Source organism: Kibdelosporangium phytohabitans (assembly GCF_001302585.1).
Lineage (GTDB): Bacteria > Actinomycetota > Actinomycetes > Mycobacteriales > Pseudonocardiaceae > Kibdelosporangium > Kibdelosporangium phytohabitans.
The window spans coordinates 11,126,502-11,143,964 of the sequence record NZ_CP012752.1 but is presented as its reverse complement, the minus strand read 5'-3'; the positions used below and the strand labels follow the sequence as shown (position 1 = coordinate 11,143,964).

The 17,463-nt window shown below is 67.8% G+C and carries 12 protein-coding genes; 7 read left to right on the top strand and 5 right to left on the bottom strand.

Going from position 1 to position 17,463, the window contains the following annotated elements; all coding sequences use genetic code 11:
* The first annotated feature begins 11 nt into the window (after nt 1–11).
* Nucleotides 12–929 carry a hypothetical protein gene (locus AOZ06_RS49925; protein WP_054295797.1) on the top strand — a complete coding sequence of 306 codons (918 nt, stop codon included), beginning with the start codon at nt 12–14 and terminating at the stop codon, nt 927–929.
* Between the two features lie 6 nt (nt 930–935).
* Here the strand turns inward: AOZ06_RS49925 and AOZ06_RS49920 are convergent, their stop codons facing one another.
* On the bottom strand, nt 936–3,290 hold the full coding sequence (locus AOZ06_RS49920) for an XRE family transcriptional regulator (RefSeq protein ID WP_054295796.1): 2,355 nt from the start codon (nt 3,288–3,290) through the stop codon (nt 936–938).
* 99 nt (nt 3,291–3,389) lie between these two features.
* On the opposite strand from AOZ06_RS49920, the gene AOZ06_RS49915 reads away from it, so the two are divergent.
* Nucleotides 3,390–4,163, top strand: coding sequence for an AfsR/SARP family transcriptional regulator (locus AOZ06_RS49915; RefSeq protein ID WP_054295795.1), 774 nt, complete (start codon nt 3,390–3,392; stop codon nt 4,161–4,163).
* Here the strand turns inward: AOZ06_RS49915 and AOZ06_RS49910 are convergent.
* Genes AOZ06_RS49910 through AOZ06_RS49900 form a run of 3 tightly spaced genes read right to left on the bottom strand, consistent with a single transcriptional unit; the run spans nt 4,153 to nt 6,121 of the window.
* Nucleotides 4,153–4,614: an RICIN domain-containing protein gene (locus AOZ06_RS49910; protein ID WP_054295794.1), complete on the bottom strand. Its 462-nt coding sequence runs from the start codon at nt 4,612–4,614 to the stop codon at nt 4,153–4,155. The two genes, AOZ06_RS49915 and AOZ06_RS49910, sit on opposite strands and share 11 nt — an antisense overlap.
* Nucleotides 4,611–5,708 carry a hypothetical protein gene (locus AOZ06_RS49905; protein ID WP_157233679.1) on the bottom strand — a complete coding sequence of 366 codons (1,098 nt, stop codon included), beginning with the start codon at nt 5,706–5,708 and terminating at the stop codon, nt 4,611–4,613. The genes AOZ06_RS49910 and AOZ06_RS49905 overlap by 4 nt, the downstream gene beginning before the upstream one ends.
* Nucleotides 5,675–6,121, bottom strand: a complete 447-nt coding sequence (locus AOZ06_RS49900; protein ID WP_054295792.1) for a hypothetical protein — start codon at nt 6,119–6,121, stop codon at nt 5,675–5,677. The genes AOZ06_RS49905 and AOZ06_RS49900 overlap by 34 nt, the downstream gene beginning before the upstream one ends.
* A 115-nt stretch (nt 6,122–6,236) precedes the next feature.
* On the opposite strand from AOZ06_RS49900, the gene AOZ06_RS49895 reads away from it, so the two are divergent.
* From AOZ06_RS49895 to AOZ06_RS49875, 5 genes are all read left to right on the top strand, one after another.
* Entirely contained in the window at nt 6,237–6,830 is a 594-nt protein-coding gene (locus AOZ06_RS49895) for a DUF2017 family protein (protein WP_054295791.1), read from the top strand.
* Nucleotides 6,831–7,054: 224 nt separating this feature from the next.
* Nucleotides 7,055–7,603 (top strand): hypothetical protein, encoded by a 549-nt coding sequence (locus tag AOZ06_RS49890; protein ID WP_157233678.1) that lies wholly within the window; start codon nt 7,055–7,057, stop codon nt 7,601–7,603.
* Between the two features lie 284 nt (nt 7,604–7,887).
* Nucleotides 7,888–11,373 carry a DNA-directed RNA polymerase subunit beta gene (gene rpoB / locus AOZ06_RS49885; RefSeq protein ID WP_054295789.1) on the top strand — a complete coding sequence of 1,162 codons (3,486 nt, stop codon included), beginning with the start codon at nt 7,888–7,890 and terminating at the stop codon, nt 11,371–11,373.
* Nucleotides 11,374–11,468: 95 nt separating this feature from the next.
* Complete coding sequence (locus AOZ06_RS49880; protein WP_054295788.1) at nt 11,469–15,368, top strand: DNA-directed RNA polymerase subunit beta'; 3,900 nt, start codon at nt 11,469–11,471, stop codon at nt 15,366–15,368.
* A gap of 218 nt (nt 15,369–15,586) precedes the next feature.
* Nucleotides 15,587–17,131, top strand: a complete 1,545-nt coding sequence (locus AOZ06_RS49875) for a carboxylesterase/lipase family protein (protein WP_054295787.1) — start codon at nt 15,587–15,589, stop codon at nt 17,129–17,131.
* Here AOZ06_RS49875 and AOZ06_RS49870 read toward each other — a convergent pair.
* On the bottom strand, nt 17,109–17,462 hold the full coding sequence (locus tag AOZ06_RS49870) for a helix-turn-helix transcriptional regulator (RefSeq protein ID WP_054295786.1): 354 nt from the start codon (nt 17,460–17,462) through the stop codon (nt 17,109–17,111). The genes AOZ06_RS49875 and AOZ06_RS49870 overlap by 23 nt on opposite strands.
* Nucleotide 17,463: the final 1 nt, after the last annotated feature.

The following is a 17,463-nucleotide window of genomic DNA, read 5'->3' as shown; positions in this document are numbered from 1 at the left end:
GGACATCGACTGTGCCACCTCCTCGTCGCCGTCCAGCTACCCCGCCGACCCGGCGGCCCAAGGTAGCGGGCCTGCACCGGCGCGCTGACCAGGCTGAGGACACGCACAGCGACTCGTACACCGACACGTTCGCGGACACGCACACCGACGAGGGCCCGGCCGCGCCGGCGTTCGACGTCCCCGTGATCGGGGAGCCGCAGGCCAACGGCCACGGTGCCGGCGAGGCCGAGACGACCGAGAAGCTCGAGGAAGAGGTCCGTCCCACGCCGCGGCGCCGTGTCACCGTGCCGCGCACGAAGGACCCCGAACCGGAAGCCGTCGCAGCGCCCGTCGAAACCGAAACCGAGCCCGAGCCCGACACGACAGCGGAAACCGACGACGACGTCGTCGCGGAGGCGGTCGGCGAAGAGACACCGCCACGGCTGAAGCTGCTGGTCCCGGCGATTCTGGTGGTCGTGGCCCTGTTGATCGGCGGCCTGGGCGTCTGGTTCATGCAGAACCTCAGCGACGCCAGGACAGGCGTCGGGAACGACGCGTTGTCGGACGTCAACTCGACCAAGGACATCGTCGGTGCCGCCAACACAGCCGTGACCGCGGTGCTGTCCTACAAGTTCGACGACATGCCCGCCGCCACCAAGCGTGCCAAGGAGTACCTGGTCGGCGAGGCAGTCGACCAGTACGACAAGTCGATGAAGGCGCTCGAAGCCGACATCCAGAACCAGAAGCTCCAGGTGGTCGTCACCCCCGTCAGCGTCGGTGTGGTCCGGTTCTCCGGTGACGAGGCCAGGGTGCTCGTGTTCGCCGACCAGATCGGGACCCGCGCGGACAAGCAGCCGTCCGGCGGCCCGACCCAGTTCGCCATGGACATGCGCCACGTCGACGGCAAGTGGAAGATCGTCAAACTGGACTTCTTCGAGGTCAAGAAGTAGGGCGGCTCAGTCGGGCAGCGCGGCCAGCTTCGCCTGGACGTCGGTGACCTGACTGGTCGCCCCGATCGACTGCCACAGCCGCAACGCGCGGGTCAGGAAGTCACGGGCGTTGAGCATGCGGTGCTGCGCGGCCAGTTCCCCGCGCAGCTGCCAGCACTGCGCTTCCTCCATGCGGTTCCCGTTGGTGGCGAAGAAGTTCACGGCCCGCTGCAACACGAGCGTCGCATGACCCATGTCGTTGTGCGCGGCGTGCACACGGCCCATCCGCAGCAGCGTGTACCCGACGCACCGCTCGTCCGCGAGGCTCTCGAAGATCTCCAGCGCACGGTCGAGCGACGCGAGAGCACGATGAGTCTGGCCGATCTTGTCGTACAGGATGCTGGCCTCGCGCAGCACGACACCGAGCCGGTGCTTGTCGTCGATCTCCTTGCAGATCGCCAATGCGTGCTCGAACGACGCGTAGGACTCGTCGAACCGGTCCTGCGCCATCAGGACCACGCCCAGCGCGTTGCGGACCTGCGCCTCCAGGTTGCGGTCGGTGACGACTTCGAGCGCCTCGCGGATGTGCGCCTCGGCTTTGTCGTAGCGCCGCAGCATCCGGTCGATCGTGGCCAGGCCCGACTTGGCCAGGAACTCCTCCCGAACGTCGCCGACCTGCCGGGACAGTTCGAGCGCGCGACGGAAGCCGTCCAGCGCGACGTCGTACTCGTCCCGGTACAGGTGGACCTGGGAAAGCCCGCGCAGCATGACGGTTTCCCCGCGCACGTTCCCCGCCGCGCGGACAGCCTCGAGGGCCGTGGTGTGCGTGCGCTGCCAGTCCTCGTAGTAGCTGTGCAGGTCGTGGAACGGTACCGCGGTGGCAGCCAACTGCCAGGCGTACTCGTGGAAACCCCACGCCGCCGCCAGTTCCACCGCGCCGACGAACGCCTCCCGCTCGGCTGTGAACCAGTTGTCGGCCGAATCGAGCAGCTTGTCGATTGTGGACTGCGGCAAAGCCATCCTGCGGGCGACGCCCTGTGGTGGCGCGAAGAGCGACGGCGGCAGCCGGTCGACCGCCCGCGTGGTCAGATCCAGCCACACCGCCAGCAGCCGCTGGACGGCCGCGTGCGGCTCATCGGCGCGCTCGACGGCGTAGGTCCGCAGCAGGTCGTGCATCCGGTAGCGCGGGCCGCCGTTCACGTCGATCTCCGCCAGCCGCAACAGGTTCGCGTCCACCAGCATGTCCAGCACGTCGTCGGTGAACCGCCGGTCCAGCAGCGGCCCGAGCACCCACTCCGGCACCGCCCGCGGCCCCATCAGGCCGAGCAGTCCGAACGCCGCGGTCGCGTCCACCGGCAGCTGCCCGATGCTGGCCTCGAACGACGCGCGGACACCGAGTTCGCCGAGCCGCAGCTCGTTGAGCCTGCGCGACTCGTCGGCCAGCCGCTCGGTCAGCAGCCGCAACGGCCACGCCGGGCGGCCGGCCAGCTTGCCCGCCGCGATCCGGATCGCCAGCGGCAGGTACCCGCAGGCCCGCACGATCGGTTCCACCTCGTCCGGCTCCGCCTCCACCCGGTTCGCCCCGACGATCCCGGTGAACAGGGCACGGGCCTCGGCCGGGCTGAGCACGTCCAGCTCGATGTGCCGGGCGCCGGGCAGGTCCGTGAGCAGCTGACGGCCGGTCACCAGCACCCCGCACCCGCCGCTGGACGGCAGCAACGGCCGGACCTGCTCGGACCGCGCGGCGTCGTCGAGCACCAGCAGCATCCGGCGATCCGACAGCAGCGACCGGAAAAGCGTTGCCCGCGCCGCGGTGCCGTTCGGCACGGCACCACCCGTGACACCCAAGGCGCGCAACAGCTCCGCCAGCAGCACCGACGGGTCGTGCGGCTGGTCGGACGTTCCGGCGAGGTCGAGGTAGAGCTGGCCGTCCGCGAACTCGTCGGCGATCTCGTGGGCCGTGCGCAACGCCAGCGCCGACTTGCCGATGCCGGGACCGCCGACGACCACGACGACACGTGGCGCACCGGCGGAAGCGGGCTCTCGCAGCGCGGTCAGCACGACGTCCAACTGCTCCTCGCGGCCGGTGAAGTCGGGCACGTCGGAGGGCAGCTGGCGAGCGGGGACCGGGACCGTGGGCTGGTCGTCCACCTTGGGCGTGGCCTTTCTGGTGGCCGCCGCCATGAAGGCGTCGAGCACGTCGCCGGTCAGCTCCAGCGCGTCGGCCAGCCTGGTGACGGTGTCGCGGTGCGGGAACTTGCGGTCACCCCGTTCGAGCACGCCGATCGCCTGGACGCTGAGCCCGGCGCGCGCGGCGAGCGCCTCCTGCGTCAGCCCCCGTGCTGTGCGATGCCCGCGAAGCAGGTCCCCGAACTGCCCCATGCAGCCTCCCCGGCGGCAATCGGCTTGCGGCCGATCGTGTAGCTGCACTGTAGAGGTTGTCGCTGGTCCGTGCGGGGAAACGGCGGCAGGGTGCGATCCGTGGAGTTCGGGATCCTTGGACCACTCGAGGTCCGTGACGAAGGCGGCAACCCGGTCGGTGTGCCCGCCGGACGGCCCGCGCGGCTGCTGGTCGGCCTGTTGCTGCGACCCGCGCGGCCGGTGCCGACGGAGTGGCTCGTCGAGATGCTGTGGAACGGCCACGCGCCACGCTCCTATCTGGCCAACCTGCAGACACACGTGTCACGGCTGCGCCGGTTGCTGCCCGGCGCCCCGATCGAACGCCAGCAGGACGCGTACCAGATCGCGGTGGACCCGGACCGGGTCGACGCCGAGCGGTTCGCCAGGCTCAGCGCCGCGGGGCAGGCGGCTGGTGTCGGTGACGAGGCCGCCGGCCACTTCCGCAAGGCACTCGACCTGTACCGGGGCACTCCGCTGACCGGCGCGGAGGCCGGGCCGTTCGAACCGGACCTGGCCAGGCTGGCCGAGCTGCACCTGGTCAGCGTCGAGGGACTGGCCGAGGCCGATCTGGCGGCGGGCAGGTACCACGAGGTGGTGGTGCGGCTGAAGCCGCTCGTGCGCCAGGTCCCGCTGCGGGAACCGTTGTGGGACCTGCTCATCCGGGCGTTCGCCCGTGCCGGCCGGGTCGCCGAGGCGGTGGACGCGTACCACGAGGTCAGGCTGGTCCTGCGGGACACGCTGGGGCTCGATCCCGGGCCGGGCCTGCGGGAGACGTACGAGTCGATCCTGGCCGGGACGCAGCAGCAGGCCCCCACGACCTGCTGCTGCAAGAAAACCGGGAGTCCTACGGCATGATGTTCGTGATCGTCCACTTCTGCAGCGTGTCCGCGGTGTTGCAGCCGTAGGTGTCGAGCCGGAACACGTCGAGCTGCGCCCGGCTCAGGCACCGGCCGGTGGCCACGTTCTTGATCTCGATGCTCGTGCCGAACCGGCCCATCTTCCACTTCTGGTTGTTGTTGCCCGCCTGGCACGTCAGCAGGTAGACGTCACCGCGCGCGTTGCTGTCAAGGCACTTGCCCGACAGCGTGTGCCGCATCGTTCCCGTGCTCGGCACGCTGCCCGCCCACTTCCAGACCTGCCCGTTGGTGACGCGGCACGGCTGCAGCCCGGGGTTGCCGCTGGCGGCGCCGTCCAGGCAGCGGCCGTTGGCGCGGTTGCCGATCTTGGCGTCGATGGCCGCGTTCGCCGTCGGCGCGAACACGACCGCGGCCAGCACGGCAAGCAGTCCGATGAGCAGTTTCCTCATAGCCCCTCCTTCGTCCGCACGTCGTCAGGTCCGACCTGGACGACCGTGTTGTCCTGGCCCGCGAACGTGTACCGGTGCGCGGGCACGTCGAGTTGCTTGTGCTGATCGCCGTCGACGACCACAGTCCGATCGGGGAAGCTGAGCACCACGGAGTTGCGGAAGGCCGACACGACCGCGGCCTGTTCTGCGCTGGTCGTGAAGCGCGGCCGCAGGTCCGGGCCGAGCACGCGCACGTCCGTCCGGTCCTTGTCGACGCTGGTCATCCGGCTAAGCAGCGCGATGTTGCCGCCCGCCATGAACACGTCGCTGACGTCCCGCGGACCGGCGATCCGCCTGGCCGTGCCGCCGGTGTGCAGGTCGTAGCGGTCTTCGTGGGCGAGGACGTAGGTGTTCTCGTCCCGCAGGAACGCGCCGTAGACGGGCTCCGTGACCTCGGTCTTCGACGCGATGCCCCATCGGCCGTGGTTGCGTTCGAGGATGATCAACTCGCCGCCGGTGGTGCCGTGGTCGAACGCGGCGGCGGTCCGGCCGTCCGGCGCGATCGCCCAGTCGAAGGATGCCGACTTCATCTCCTCCGACGCGACGAACTGGCCGTCGACCTGGGTCCGCAGGGTCGTCCGTGCACCGTCCGCGGTGGCCACGACGCCGGTGCCCAGCCCGGTCGCGGCGAGAACGCGGAACTTCGAATGCGCGCCACGGCCCGGCCACGGCACCGTCGTCCCGTTCGGCAGGTAGGCGAGGGGATCGGGGTCGCGGACGGTCAGGTCGGTCCAGTCCGCGATCAGCGCCGAGAACACCTGGGTGGCGCACGCGCCCGCGGCGGCGGCGAACCGTCCTTCCTCCTGGTCGTGGGACCACAGCTGGGCCCCGTCACGGGAGAACGCGCGGATCGTGTCCCGGTTGGGGTCGGCCACGACCGTGCCCGACGAATCCGTGCACACCGGTTTCATCAGCCGGGACGGCTTCGCGTCCGCGGGCGCCGAGCACGCGGACGCGAGCAGGATGGCCAGCGCCGCCGTGGCGAGCGCACCACGGCGGCAACGCTGGTCGGCGCCGATCATCAGGCCGGGAAGTCGCTGGTGGTGGCCTTGCACGTGGGGTCGCTACCGGCCGTGTCGAAGACGAAGTGGTAGTCGGTGTGCTGCTTCTTGCTGGAGTCCAGCTGGATGGGGTTCTTCGGCGTGTGCGAGTAGTCGGTGTTCTGCTTGACGTTGTCCGGGCTGTCGTTGGAGTACAGCAGCTTGTCCTTCTGCAGCCGCCGCTTCTCGTAGTGCCGGATGTTGACGTTGCTCTTGCCGCCGGTGCCCTTGCCGCTGATCTTGTATTCGAACCAGGTCACCTTGGTGTGGACGCCACCTTCGCTGTAGTGGGTCCAGCCCTGGCCGTTGTGGCCGTCCTTGTTGCAGCCACCGGCCGCGGTCTCGTCGGCGCTGGCGGCGACCGACGACATGGCGAACACGGCCGCGGCGGCGACGCCGATGGTGAGTACTTGTTTCTTCCATTCCATGTAACGAAGGCTTCATCGAAGCACTACACCGGTCCTACATCGAGGCCACATCACATGGGATGGCCGTATGAAATTCGAATGAATCGGTGGCGTAGGAATTGATACTCGGGTATTCGTGGACGTTGTGCACCTCACTGTCTGCTGGGACCGTGCCGGTGACGAGCTGATCGGTGTGTTCAGCCCGCACGCGGTGGCATGGTTGCGCAGGCAAATGACCGGATATAGCGAGTTGCTGGAGTGGCGGTATACCAAATACGTCACCGACGACCCGACCGCTGAGGCAATCGGTGTCCCGCTCGCTTCGGCGGCCGACGAATATCCGCCGTTGGTCGCGGCTTTGCGCGAGATCATCCCCGACGACGAGCCCGAACCGGTCCGGTTGTGGTGGGAGCCGGACGTGGTGCGTTTCCTCTACGCCGGTACCCAGGTCGTTCTCGACTCGTTGCCGGAGACCGGCGGCGTGGTCGTGTTGCGGCAACGCCACGAGATCGAGGCGTGGCAGGCCGCTGTCCCGAACATGCGCGTGGTTTTCGCGGTCGCGGCGGGTATCTGGCCGGTGCCCGCGGGCACGGAGTCGCACAGGCACACGATGCCGAGGACCGATCCCGGTCGTTTCGGGCAGGACAGGGACCTGACCGAGTGGCTGCGGCGGGTGGTCGACTCGCTCACCGAAATCGCCGAACCGGCTTCGACGCCGTCGACGGATTGAGCTCGTCAATCTCGGGGTATTCCGGTGCCAACGGGTAAGGTCAGTATCGGAATTCTACGAAAGACGCAGGTCAAACCAGGCTGAACAGTTTGTCCTCCGGAGCGGGATCGCCGCGGGAATGGCGCGGTGATCGCGGGCGGCGCCGAGCCGGCCGACACGGTCGGGTGAACCCCGCGCCTACTGTCCGGTCATCGCACGCGACCGACGGTAGTGTCCCGCTCACAATGAAGATAGCCCTGCCCTCGCACCGCGGGACGCTCGTGGCGGTCGCCGGGGCCAGCAGCCCGGCCAAGACCGAGATCGTCGACGCGCTGGCCAAGCACCTGGGCCCGGCCACGCTGACCATCGGCACCCGGTCGCACGCCGACCCCGAGGCGTCCGTCGACGCGCTCGCGAAGGTCGACGGGCGCGCGGCCGAGGACGCGATCACAATCGTGCGGATGGCCGAGTCGGCCGCCGTGCGCGCCAGCTCGCTGGTGATCACCGCCCGGCCGGTGCTGGACGAGCTGGCCCGCTACCGGGCCGGCCGCAGGATCAGGCACGAGCACGTCGAGCACCACGTGATGCGCCGGGTGGAGGACACAGTCGCCTGGGAAGCCGCCGACTACGATTTCGTGGTGTGGTCTCGGTCACCTTTTCCGTCGCCGGGAGTGCGCGCTTTCGAGGCCGCGCTGGGCGAAGTGCTCAAGGATCTGTGCGTGCCGCACCACTCGCTGTGCCCACCCTTGATCAACGAGACGGTCGAACGCCTGGTAGCGTCCATCCCCCGCTAGCTGGTCCAACAGGCTTGGAATTGCTGGTCCACGTGGGTGAACACCGCGTGGCCCCTTGACTGGAGAACCGGTCAGGGTCACGCTGTTGTCGTGAGCGGGGGGCCTCTTCTGCGGGCCCCTGGACAGTCGCCGCTTGTTTGGCTAGACTGCGTCTTTGCTCTGCCCACTTTCCGTGTGCCCTTACCCGAGAGCTAGGATGCTGGGCATCAAGCACCCTTGACAGTTGCGTTAGTTGCCTGCTAGCGCGGCCGCTCAACCGCTCATAGTCCCTGGAAGGACGCATCTTGGCAGTCTCCCGCGCGACCGAAGCCACTGCTGCGACCAACTCCATGTCCGGAATCCCGGGTGCGCCGAAGCGTGTCTCGTTCGCGAAGCTGAGCGAGCCCCTCGGCGTTCCCAACATGCTCGACCTGCAGATCCAGTCCTTCGAATGGTTCACCGGTGCCGAGGCGTGGTTCCAGCGCCGCATCGACGCCGGTGACGAGAACCCCGTCGGTGGTCTCGAGGAAGTACTGAACGAGATCTCGCCGATCGAGGACTTCTCCGGCTCGATGTCGCTTTCCTTCTCCGACCCGCGCTTCGACGAGGTCAAGGCCTCCGTCGAGGAGTGCAAGGACAAGGACATGACCTACGCCGCACCGCTGTTCGTCACGGCCGAGTTCACCAACCACACCACTGGTGAGATCAAGAGCCAGACGGTGTTCATGGGTGACTTCCCCGTGATGACCAACAAGGGCACCTTCATCGTCAACGGCACCGAGCGTGTCGTGGTGTCCCAGCTGGTGCGCTCACCGGGCGTGTACTTCGCCTCCACCGTCGACAAGACGACCGACAAGGACGTCTTCGACACCCGCATCATCCCGAGCCGGGGTGCCTGGCTGGAGTTCGACGTCGACAAGCGCGACACCGTCGGTGTCCGCATCGACCGCAAGCGCCGCCAGCCCGTCACCGTCCTGCTGAAGGCACTCGGCTGGACCACCGAGCAGATCAGGGAGCGCTTCGCGTTCTCCGAGACCCTGCTGGCCACCCTGGAGAAGGACCACACCGCGGGCCAGGACGAGGCGCTGCTGGACATCTACCGCAAGCTCCGCCCGGGTGAGCCGCCGACCAAGGAGTCGGCGCAGACCCTGCTGGAGAACCTGTTCTTCAAGGACAAGCGCTACGACTTGGCCAAGGTGGGCCGCTACAAGGTCAACAAGAAGCTGGGCGTCGTCGAGTCGTACGACACCGGGGTGCTGACCGAAGAGGACATCGTCACCACCATCGAGTACCTCGTCCGGTTGCACGCCGGCGAGACCTCGGTGATCGGCAAGGACGGCCGGGAGATCCCGATCGAGGTCGACGACATCGACCATTTCGGCAACCGGCGCCTGCGCACGGTCGGCGAGTTGATCCAGAACCAGATCCGGGTCGGTCTGTCGCGGATGGAGCGTGTCGTCCGCGAGCGGATGACCACCCAGGACGTCGAGGCGATCACCCCGCAGACCCTGATCAACATCCGCCCGGTGGTCGCGGCGATCAAGGAGTTCTTCGGCACCTCGCAGCTGTCGCAGTTCATGCAGCAGACCAACCCGCTCGACGGTCTGACGCACAAGCGCCGGCTGTCCGCGCTCGGCCCGGGTGGTATCTCCCGTGAGCGCGCGGGCATGGAGGTCCGTGACGTCCACCCGTCGCACTACGGCCGGATGTGCCCGATCGAGACGCCGGAAGGCCCGAACATCGGCCTGATCGGCTCGCTGTCGTCCTACGGGCGGGTCAACCCGTTCGGATTCATCGAGACGCCGTACCGCAAGGTCGTCGACGGCCGGGTCACCGAGCAGATCGACTACCTGACCGCGGACGAGGAAGACCGTTACGTCAAGGCGCAGGCCAACTCGCCGACCGACGCCGACGGCAACTTCGTCGAGGAGCGCGTCCTGGTCCGCACCAAGGGTGGTGAGGTCGAGTTCATCGACCCGCACGGTGTCGACTACATGGACGTCTCGCCGCGCCAGATGGTGTCGGTCGCGACGGCCATGATCCCGTTCCTCGAGCACGACGACGCCAACCGCGCCCTGATGGGTGCGAACATGCAGCGCCAGGCCGTGCCGCTGCTGCGCAGTGAGTCGCCGCTGGTCGGTACGGGCATGGAGCTGCGTGCCGCGGTCGACGCCGGTGACGTGGTAGTGGCCAGCAAGGCCGGTGTGGTCGAGGAGCTGTCCGCGGACTTCATCACGGTGATGGCCGACGACGGCACCCGCCAGACCTACGGCCTGTACAAGTTCCGCCGCAGCAACCAGGGCACGTGCATCAACCAGAAGCCCATCGTCAACGAGGGTGAGCGCGTTGAGGTCGGCCAAGTCCTGGCGGACGGTCCGTGCACCGAAGACGGCGAGATGGCGCTGGGCAAGAACCTGCTCGTGGCGATCATGCCGTGGGAGGGCCACAACTACGAGGACGCGATCGTCCTGAGCCAGCGTCTGGTCCAGGACGACGTGCTCACCTCGATCCACATCGAGGAGCACGAGATCGACGCCCGCGACACGAAGCTGGGCGCCGAGGAGATCACGCGGGACATCCCGAACGTCTCCGAGGAGGTGCTGGCCGACCTGGACGAGCGCGGCATCGTCCGGATCGGTGCCGAGGTCCGCGACGGCGACATCCTCGTCGGCAAGGTCACGCCGAAGGGCGAGACCGAGCTGACGCCGGAGGAGCGCCTGTTGCGCGCGATCTTCGGTGAGAAGGCCCGTGAGGTCCGCGACACCTCGCTGAAGGTGCCGCACGGTGAGACCGGCAAGGTCATCGGTATCCGCGTGTTCTCCCGTGAGGACGAGGACGAGCTGCCCCCGGGCGTGAACGAGCTGGTCCGCGTCTACGTGGCGCAGAAGCGCAAGATCCAGGACGGCGACAAGCTCGCCGGACGGCACGGCAACAAGGGTGTCATCGGCAAGATCCTCCCGGCCGAGGACATGCCGTTCCTCCCGGACGGCACGCCGGTCGACGTCGTGCTGAACAGCCACGGTGTGCCGCGTCGTATGAACATCGGCCAGATCCTCGAGACGCACCTCGGGTGGCTGGCCAAGACAGGCTGGAAGATCGACGGATCCCCGGACTGGGCGGCCAAGCTGCCGGAGGACCTCTACGAGGTGGAGCCGGACACGAACACCGCGACCCCGGTGTTCGACGGCGCCAGCGAGGAGGAGCTGACCGGTCTGCTCGGCTCGACCATGCCGAACCGGGACGGCGAGCGGATGGTCAACAAGGACGGCAAGGCGATCCTGCTGGACGGCCGCTCAGGTGAGCCGTTCCCGTACCCGGTCGCAGTCGGCTACATGTACATCCTGAAGCTGCTGCACCTGGTCGACGACAAGATCCACGCCCGTTCGACCGGCCCGTACTCGATGATCACCCAGCAGCCGCTGGGTGGTAAGGCGCAGTTCGGTGGCCAGCGCTTCGGTGAGATGGAGTGCTGGGCGATGCAGGCCTACGGTGCGGCCTACACGCTGCAGGAGCTGCTGACGATCAAGTCCGACGACGTCGTGGGCCGCGTGAAGGTCTACGAGGCGATCGTCAAGGGCGAGAACATCCCGGAACCGGGTATCCCGGAGTCCTTCAAGGTGCTGCTCAAGGAGCTGCAGTCGCTGTGCCTGAACGTGGAGGTCCTCTCCTCGGACGGTGCCGCGATCGAGATGCGCGACGGGGACGACGAGGACCTGGAGCGCGCCGCCGCGAACCTCGGGATCAACTTGTCCCGCAACGAATCGCCTTCTGTTGACGACGTTGTGAACTGACCTCGCGCCAGGTGCGGGCCGGCCGGAAACCGGCCCCGCACCTCGCCTGAATCCCCCGAATCTGCTGTCTTCAACCAAAGGGGAGAAGAACCGACGTGCTTGACGTCAACTTCTTCGACGAGCTCCGCATCGGCCTGGCCACCGCAGACGACATCCGCCAGTGGTCCTACGGCGAGGTCAAGAAGCCGGAGACGATCAACTACCGCACACTGAAGCCGGAGAAGGACGGGCTCTTCTGCGAGAAGATCTTCGGTCCGACCCGCGACTGGGAGTGCTACTGCGGTAAGTACAAGCGGGTCCGCTTCAAGGGCATCATCTGCGAGCGCTGCGGCGTCGAGGTGACCCGCGCGAAGGTCCGTCGTGAGCGCATGGGCCACATCGAGCTGGCCGCACCGGTCACGCACATCTGGTACTTCAAGGGTGTGCCGTCCCGGCTGGGCTACCTGCTCGACCTGGCGCCGAAGGACCTCGAGAAGATCATCTACTTCGCGGCGTACGTGATCACGGGCGTGAACACCGAGCTGCGGCACAACGACCTGCCCACCCTCGAGTCGGAGATCGGCGTCGAACGCAAGCAGGTCGAGGCCCGTCGCGACGCCGACATCGAGGCGCGCGCCCAGAAGCTCGAGGGCGACCTCGCGCAGCTGGAGGCCGAGGGCGCCAAGAGCGACGTGCGACGCAAGGTCAAAGAGGGCGGCGAGCGCGAGATGCGCCAGCTGCGCGACCGCGCCCAGCGCGAGCTGGACCGGCTCGACGAGATCTGGAGCACCTTCACCAAGCTCGACGTCAAGCAGCTGATCGCCGACGAGCTGCTCTACCGCGAGTTGATCGACCGCTACGGCGACTACTTCACCGGGTCGATGGGTGCCGAGGCGATCAAGACGCTGGCAGGCAACTTCGACGTCGACGCCGAGGCCGAGAACCTGCGGGAGACCATCCGCAGCGGCAAGGGCCAGAAGAAGCTGCGCGCGCTCAAGCGCCTGAAGGTCGTCGCGGCCTTCCAGGCCACCCGCAACTCGCCGATGGGCATGGTCCTTGACTGCGTCCCGGTCATCCCGCCGGACCTGCGGCCGATGGTCCAGCTCGACGGTGGCCGGTTCGCCACCTCCGACCTGAACGACCTGTACCGCCGCGTGATCAACCGCAACAACCGGTTGAAGCGGCTCATCGACCTCGGCGCGCCCGAGATCATCGTGAACAACGAGAAGCGGATGCTGCAGGAGGCCGTCGACGCGCTGTTCGACAACGGCCGCCGCGGTCGTCCGGTCACCGGTCCCGGTAACCGGCCGCTGAAGTCGCTGTCCGACTTGCTGAAGGGCAAGCAGGGCCGGTTCCGCCAGAACCTGCTCGGCAAGCGAGTCGACTACTCGGGCCGTTCGGTCATCGTGGTCGGCCCGCAGCTCAAGCTGCACCAGTGCGGTCTGCCCAAGGCGATGGCGCTGGAGCTGTTCAAGCCGTTCGTGATGAAGCGGCTGGTCGACCTCAACCACGCGCAGAACATCAAGTCCGCCAAGCGGATGGTCGAGCGTGCGCGCCCGGCCGTGTGGGACGTGCTCGAAGAGGTCATCACCGAGCACCCGGTGCTGCTCAACCGCGCGCCGACGCTGCACCGCCTCGGTATCCAGGCCTTCGAGCCGCAGCTGGTGGAAGGCAAGGCCATCCAGCTGCACCCGCTGGTCTGTGAGGCGTTCAACGCCGACTTCGACGGTGACCAGATGGCGGTGCACCTGCCGCTGTCGGCCGAGGCGCAGGCCGAGGCCCGGATCCTGATGCTGTCGTCGAACAACATCCTGTCGCCCGCGTCGGGCCGTCCGCTGGCCATGCCCCGTCTGGACATGGTCACCGGTCTGTTCCACCTGACCCGGCTCGACAAGAACGCGATCGGCGCCGGACTGGCGTTCTCCTCGCCCGCCGAGGCGATCATGGCCTTCGACCGCAAGGTCATCGGCCTGCAGGCGCCGGTGAAGATCCGGATCAAGAACCGCCAGCCGGGCAACGGCATGCGGCCGGAGGGCTACGAGCCGGGCAGCATGTGGCTGGCGGAGACCACGCTCGGCCGGGTGCTGTTCAACGACCTGCTCCCCGAGGACTACCCGTTCATCAACGAGCCGATGCCCAAGAAGCGTCAGGCCGCGATCGTGAACGACCTCGCCGAGCGGTACCCGATGGTCACCGTCGCCCGGACGCTGGACAAGCTGAAGGACGCCGGCTTCCACTGGGCCACCCGCTCCGGTGTCACCATCGCCATCTCCGACGTCGTGGTGCCGCCGAACAAGAAGGAAATCCTCGACCAGTACGAGCAGAAGGCCGAAGCGGTCGAGAAGCGCTACCAGCGCGGTCAGCTCTCGCACGCCGAGCGCAACAACGAGCTCGTCAAGGTGTGGACCCAGGCCACTGAGGACGTCGCCAAGGCGATGGAGGACTTCTTCCCCGAGGACAACCCGATCCCGACGATCGTGAAGTCGGGCGCGGCGGGCAACATGACCCAGGTCCGGTCGCTGGCCGGTATGCGTGGTCTGGTGTCCAACCCGAAGGGTGAGTACATCCCCCGGCCGATCAAGGCGAACTTCCGCGAAGGCCTGTCCGTGGGTGAGTACTTCATCGCCACGCACGGTGCCCGCAAGGGTCTGGCCGACACCGCGCTGCGTACCGCCGACTCGGGTTACCTGACCCGTCGTCTGGTGGACGTCTCGCAGGACGTCATCGTGCGTGAGATCGACTGCGGCACCAGCCGCGGCATCCAGATGCCGATCGGTGAGAAGGACGCGTCCGGCGTCGTCATCCGTGACCAGCACGTGGAGACCAGTGTCTACGCGCGCACGGTCGCGGAGGACATCACCGACTCCGAGGGCAACGTCATCATCAACCGCGGTGACGACCTCGGTGACCCGGCGCTGGCGAAGCTGATCGAAGGCGGCGTCGTCAGGGCGAAGGTCCGCAGCGTGCTCACCTGTGAGTCCGCTGTCGGTGTCTGCGCGATGTGCTACGGCCGTTCGATGGCGACCGGCCAGCTGGTCGACGTCGGTGAGGCCGTCGGTATCGTCGCCGCCCAGTCGATCGGTGAGCCGGGTACGCAGCTGACGATGCGTACGTTCCACCAGGGCGGTGTGGCCGGTGACGACATCACCACCGGTCTGCCCCGTGTCCAGGAGCTGTTCGAAGCCCGTCAGCCCAAGGGCAAGGCGCCGATCGCCGACGTCGACGGCCGCGTGCGGATCGAGGACGGCGACCGGTTCTGGAAGATCACGCTGATCCCGGACGACGGCAGCGAAGAGATCATCTTCGACAAGCTGTCCAAGCGTCAGCGCCTCGCGGTGACGCCGGACGGCCCGCTGGCCGACGGCGACCACGTGTCGGTGGGCCAGCAGCTGCTGGAAGGTACCCCCGACCCGCACGAGGTGCTGCGCGTGATGGGGCCGCGTGCGGCCCAGATGCACCTGACGGACGAGGTCCAGAAGGTGTACCGGGCGCAGGGTGTGTCCATCCACGACAAGCACATCGAGGTGATCGTCCGGCAGATGCTGCGCCGGGTCACGATCATCGACAGCGGTTCGACCGACTTCCTGCCCGGCTCGCTGCCCGAGCGCGCGGACTTCGAGACGCAGAACCGCCGGATCGTCTCCGAGGGCGGCGAGCCCGCCTCCGGCCGTCCGGTGCTGATGGGTATCACCAAGGCGTCGCTGGCCACCGAGTCCTGGCTCTCCGCGGCCTCCTTCCAGGAGACCACGAAGATCCTGACCGACGCGGCCATCAAGGGCGCGAGCGACAAGCTCGTCGGCCTGAAGGAGAACGTCATCATCGGTAAGTTGATCCCGGCGGGTACGGGCATCAACAAGTACCGCAACATCCAGGTCCAGCCGACCGAGGAGGCGCGGGTCGCCGCTTACGCGATCCCGTCCTACGACGACGGCTACTACACCCCGGATGTCTTCGGCACCGGTACGGGTGCGGCGGTTCCGCTGGACGACTACGACTTCGGTCGCGACTACCGCTGATTTCAGCTGTTCGACAGGAAAGGCCCCCGGCTCGCCGGGGGCCTTTCCCGTGTCAGCGCGGGGAACGCCCAACGGAACAGCCAGTCACAACGCTTTCCCGTCCGAACAGGTGAAAGAACGGGTTGGGCTGAGTCGCCTGCTTCTACGTCAGCGGGCGTAGTGGAAGTCGGGATTCTCGGCGTACGTGCCGGGGGCCGCTGCCGGTGAGGATTGCCGGTATGTCGATTCGTACTGTTGTCCTTACGCTGGTCGCGGTGGCGGCCGTGGGTTTTGCCGGTACTCCCGCGGTTGCCGATGGTGGTTCAGGTGTTGTCCGGGTTGACTCGGGCTGGTTACGCGGCAAGGTCGCCGAGGACCACGTGAAGTTCTCCGGTGTTCCTTACGCGGAGCCGCCGGTGGGGCCGCGGCGGTGGCGTCCGCCCGCTGATCCGGTTTCCTGGCAAGGCATCCGTGACGCCACGAAGCCGGGGACCCCCTGTCCGCAGCAACGTCTTGCAGGTACTGCTGAGGACTGCCTCTACCTCGATGTCACTGCGCCGCGGTCGAAGCGCGGTGGACCGAAGCCGGTGCTGGTCTGGTTGTACGGCGGTGCGTTCAATTCCGGTGCTGCCGAGGAGTTCGACGGCACGAGGCTGGCGACGTCCGGCGACGTGGTTGTCGTGAGCATGAACTACCGGTTGGGGGCGCTTGGTTTCCTTTCCTCGCCCGCACTTGACGGGAGCGGCGGGAACTACGGCCTGATGGACCAGACTGCCGCGCTGCGCTGGGTGAAGCGCAATGCGGCCAGGTTCGGGGGCGATCCGGGAAACGTGACGTTGGCTGGGCAGTCCGCGGGGGCCCGTGCGGTGTGTGCCCACCTTGCATCGCCGCTGTCCCGAGGCTTGTTCCACCGGGCGATCTCGCAGAGCGGTGCCTGTGACAACGAGGTGCTGACGTTGCCTGCGGCGCAGGCGTTCGGTGCGCAGGCGACAGAGCAGCTTGGTTGTACGGCGGCGCCCGATGTTGCCGCTTGTCTGCGTGGGCAAAGCGTGGAGAAGCTGCTCGGAACGTTGGCCGGCGTGGGATTCGCGTTCAACGGCAAGGTCAGTGACCGGCCGTGGAATCCCGTTGCGGGCACACCGATGTTGCCCAAGCAGCCGAGGGATGCGATGCGTGACGGAACAGCGGCACGGGTTCCGCTGATCGTCGGCAGCACGCGTGACGAGATGCGCATGTTCGTTTCGTGGGAATCGAACATGACGGCGGGGAGGTACACCGAGTTGGTGGGCCAGACGTTCGGCGGGAGGGCTGGCGACGTGCTGGCCACGTATCCTGTCGGCGATTACGGCAGCCCGGCGCTTGCGATGTCCGCGGTGCTCAGCGACTGGGGCGGGGCGATCGGCGCCTGCCCGGTGTTGCGCACTGCCGAGGCGGCGCATCAGCCGGTCTACGCCTACGAATTCGCCGAGGACAGCGGGCAGGTCACCGAAACCGGTTTTCCGCAGGGCTCGTACCACGGCTTGGACCTGCCCTACCTCTGGGATCTCGACATGGCCCAGAACCCGTATCCGCCGTTGACCGCCAAGCAGGAAAGGTTGTCAGCCAAGATGATCGGCTACTGGTCGGCGTTCGCGCGGACGGGCAACCCGAACGGTCCCGGCCGTCCGCATTGGCCGAAGGGCACCGTGATCAAGCTGTCGTCCGACGGCATCGCGCCGACGCCGTTCGCCGCCGAGCACCGCTGCGGCTTCTGGGCGCGGGTCAGTCGGCACGCAGCGCGTTGAGCAGCTTCTGCAAGGCGGTCTGGGCCGTCGCCGAGCTGAACGGCCCGACCGCCACGATCGCGGCGACCAGCGCCGAGGCCTCGCCGGGGGTGAGCTCGATCGGCGGCAGCAGTGATCTGGCGTCGATCGAGTAGCCACCGCCCGGGCCGGTCTGGATCCGCAGCGGCAGTCCCGCCGCCCGCAGCCTGGCCACGTCGCGCTCGATCGTCCGCGAGCTGACACCGAGATCGGTGGCGAGCGTTTGTGCGCTGGTCAGGCGGGGTGCGCGGGCACGCAGCTGTTCGATCAGGGCGTGCTGGCGCTCGACCATCGGCTCCACCACGACCTCCATT

Excerpts from the sequence above, each read along its gene's own strand:
- AOZ06_RS49920 (WP_054295796.1), bottom strand. The coding sequence starts at position 3,290 with ATGGGGCAGTTCGGGGACCTGCTTCGCGGGCATCGCACAGCACGGGGG.
- AOZ06_RS49910 (WP_054295794.1), bottom strand. The coding sequence starts at position 4,614 with ATGAGGAAACTGCTCATCGGACTGCTTGCCGTGCTGGCCGCGGTCGTG.
- AOZ06_RS49900 (WP_054295792.1), bottom strand. The coding sequence starts at position 6,121 with ATGGAATGGAAGAAACAAGTACTCACCATCGGCGTCGCCGCCGCGGCC.
- AOZ06_RS49890 (WP_157233678.1), top strand. The coding sequence starts at position 7,055 with ATGAAGATAGCCCTGCCCTCGCACCGCGGGACGCTCGTGGCGGTCGCC.
- AOZ06_RS49875 (WP_054295787.1), top strand. The coding sequence starts at position 15,587 with ATGTCGATTCGTACTGTTGTCCTTACGCTGGTCGCGGTGGCGGCCGTG.
- AOZ06_RS49870 (WP_054295786.1), bottom strand. The coding sequence starts at position 17,462 with ATGGAGGTCGTGGTGGAGCCGATGGTCGAGCGCCAGCACGCCCTGATC.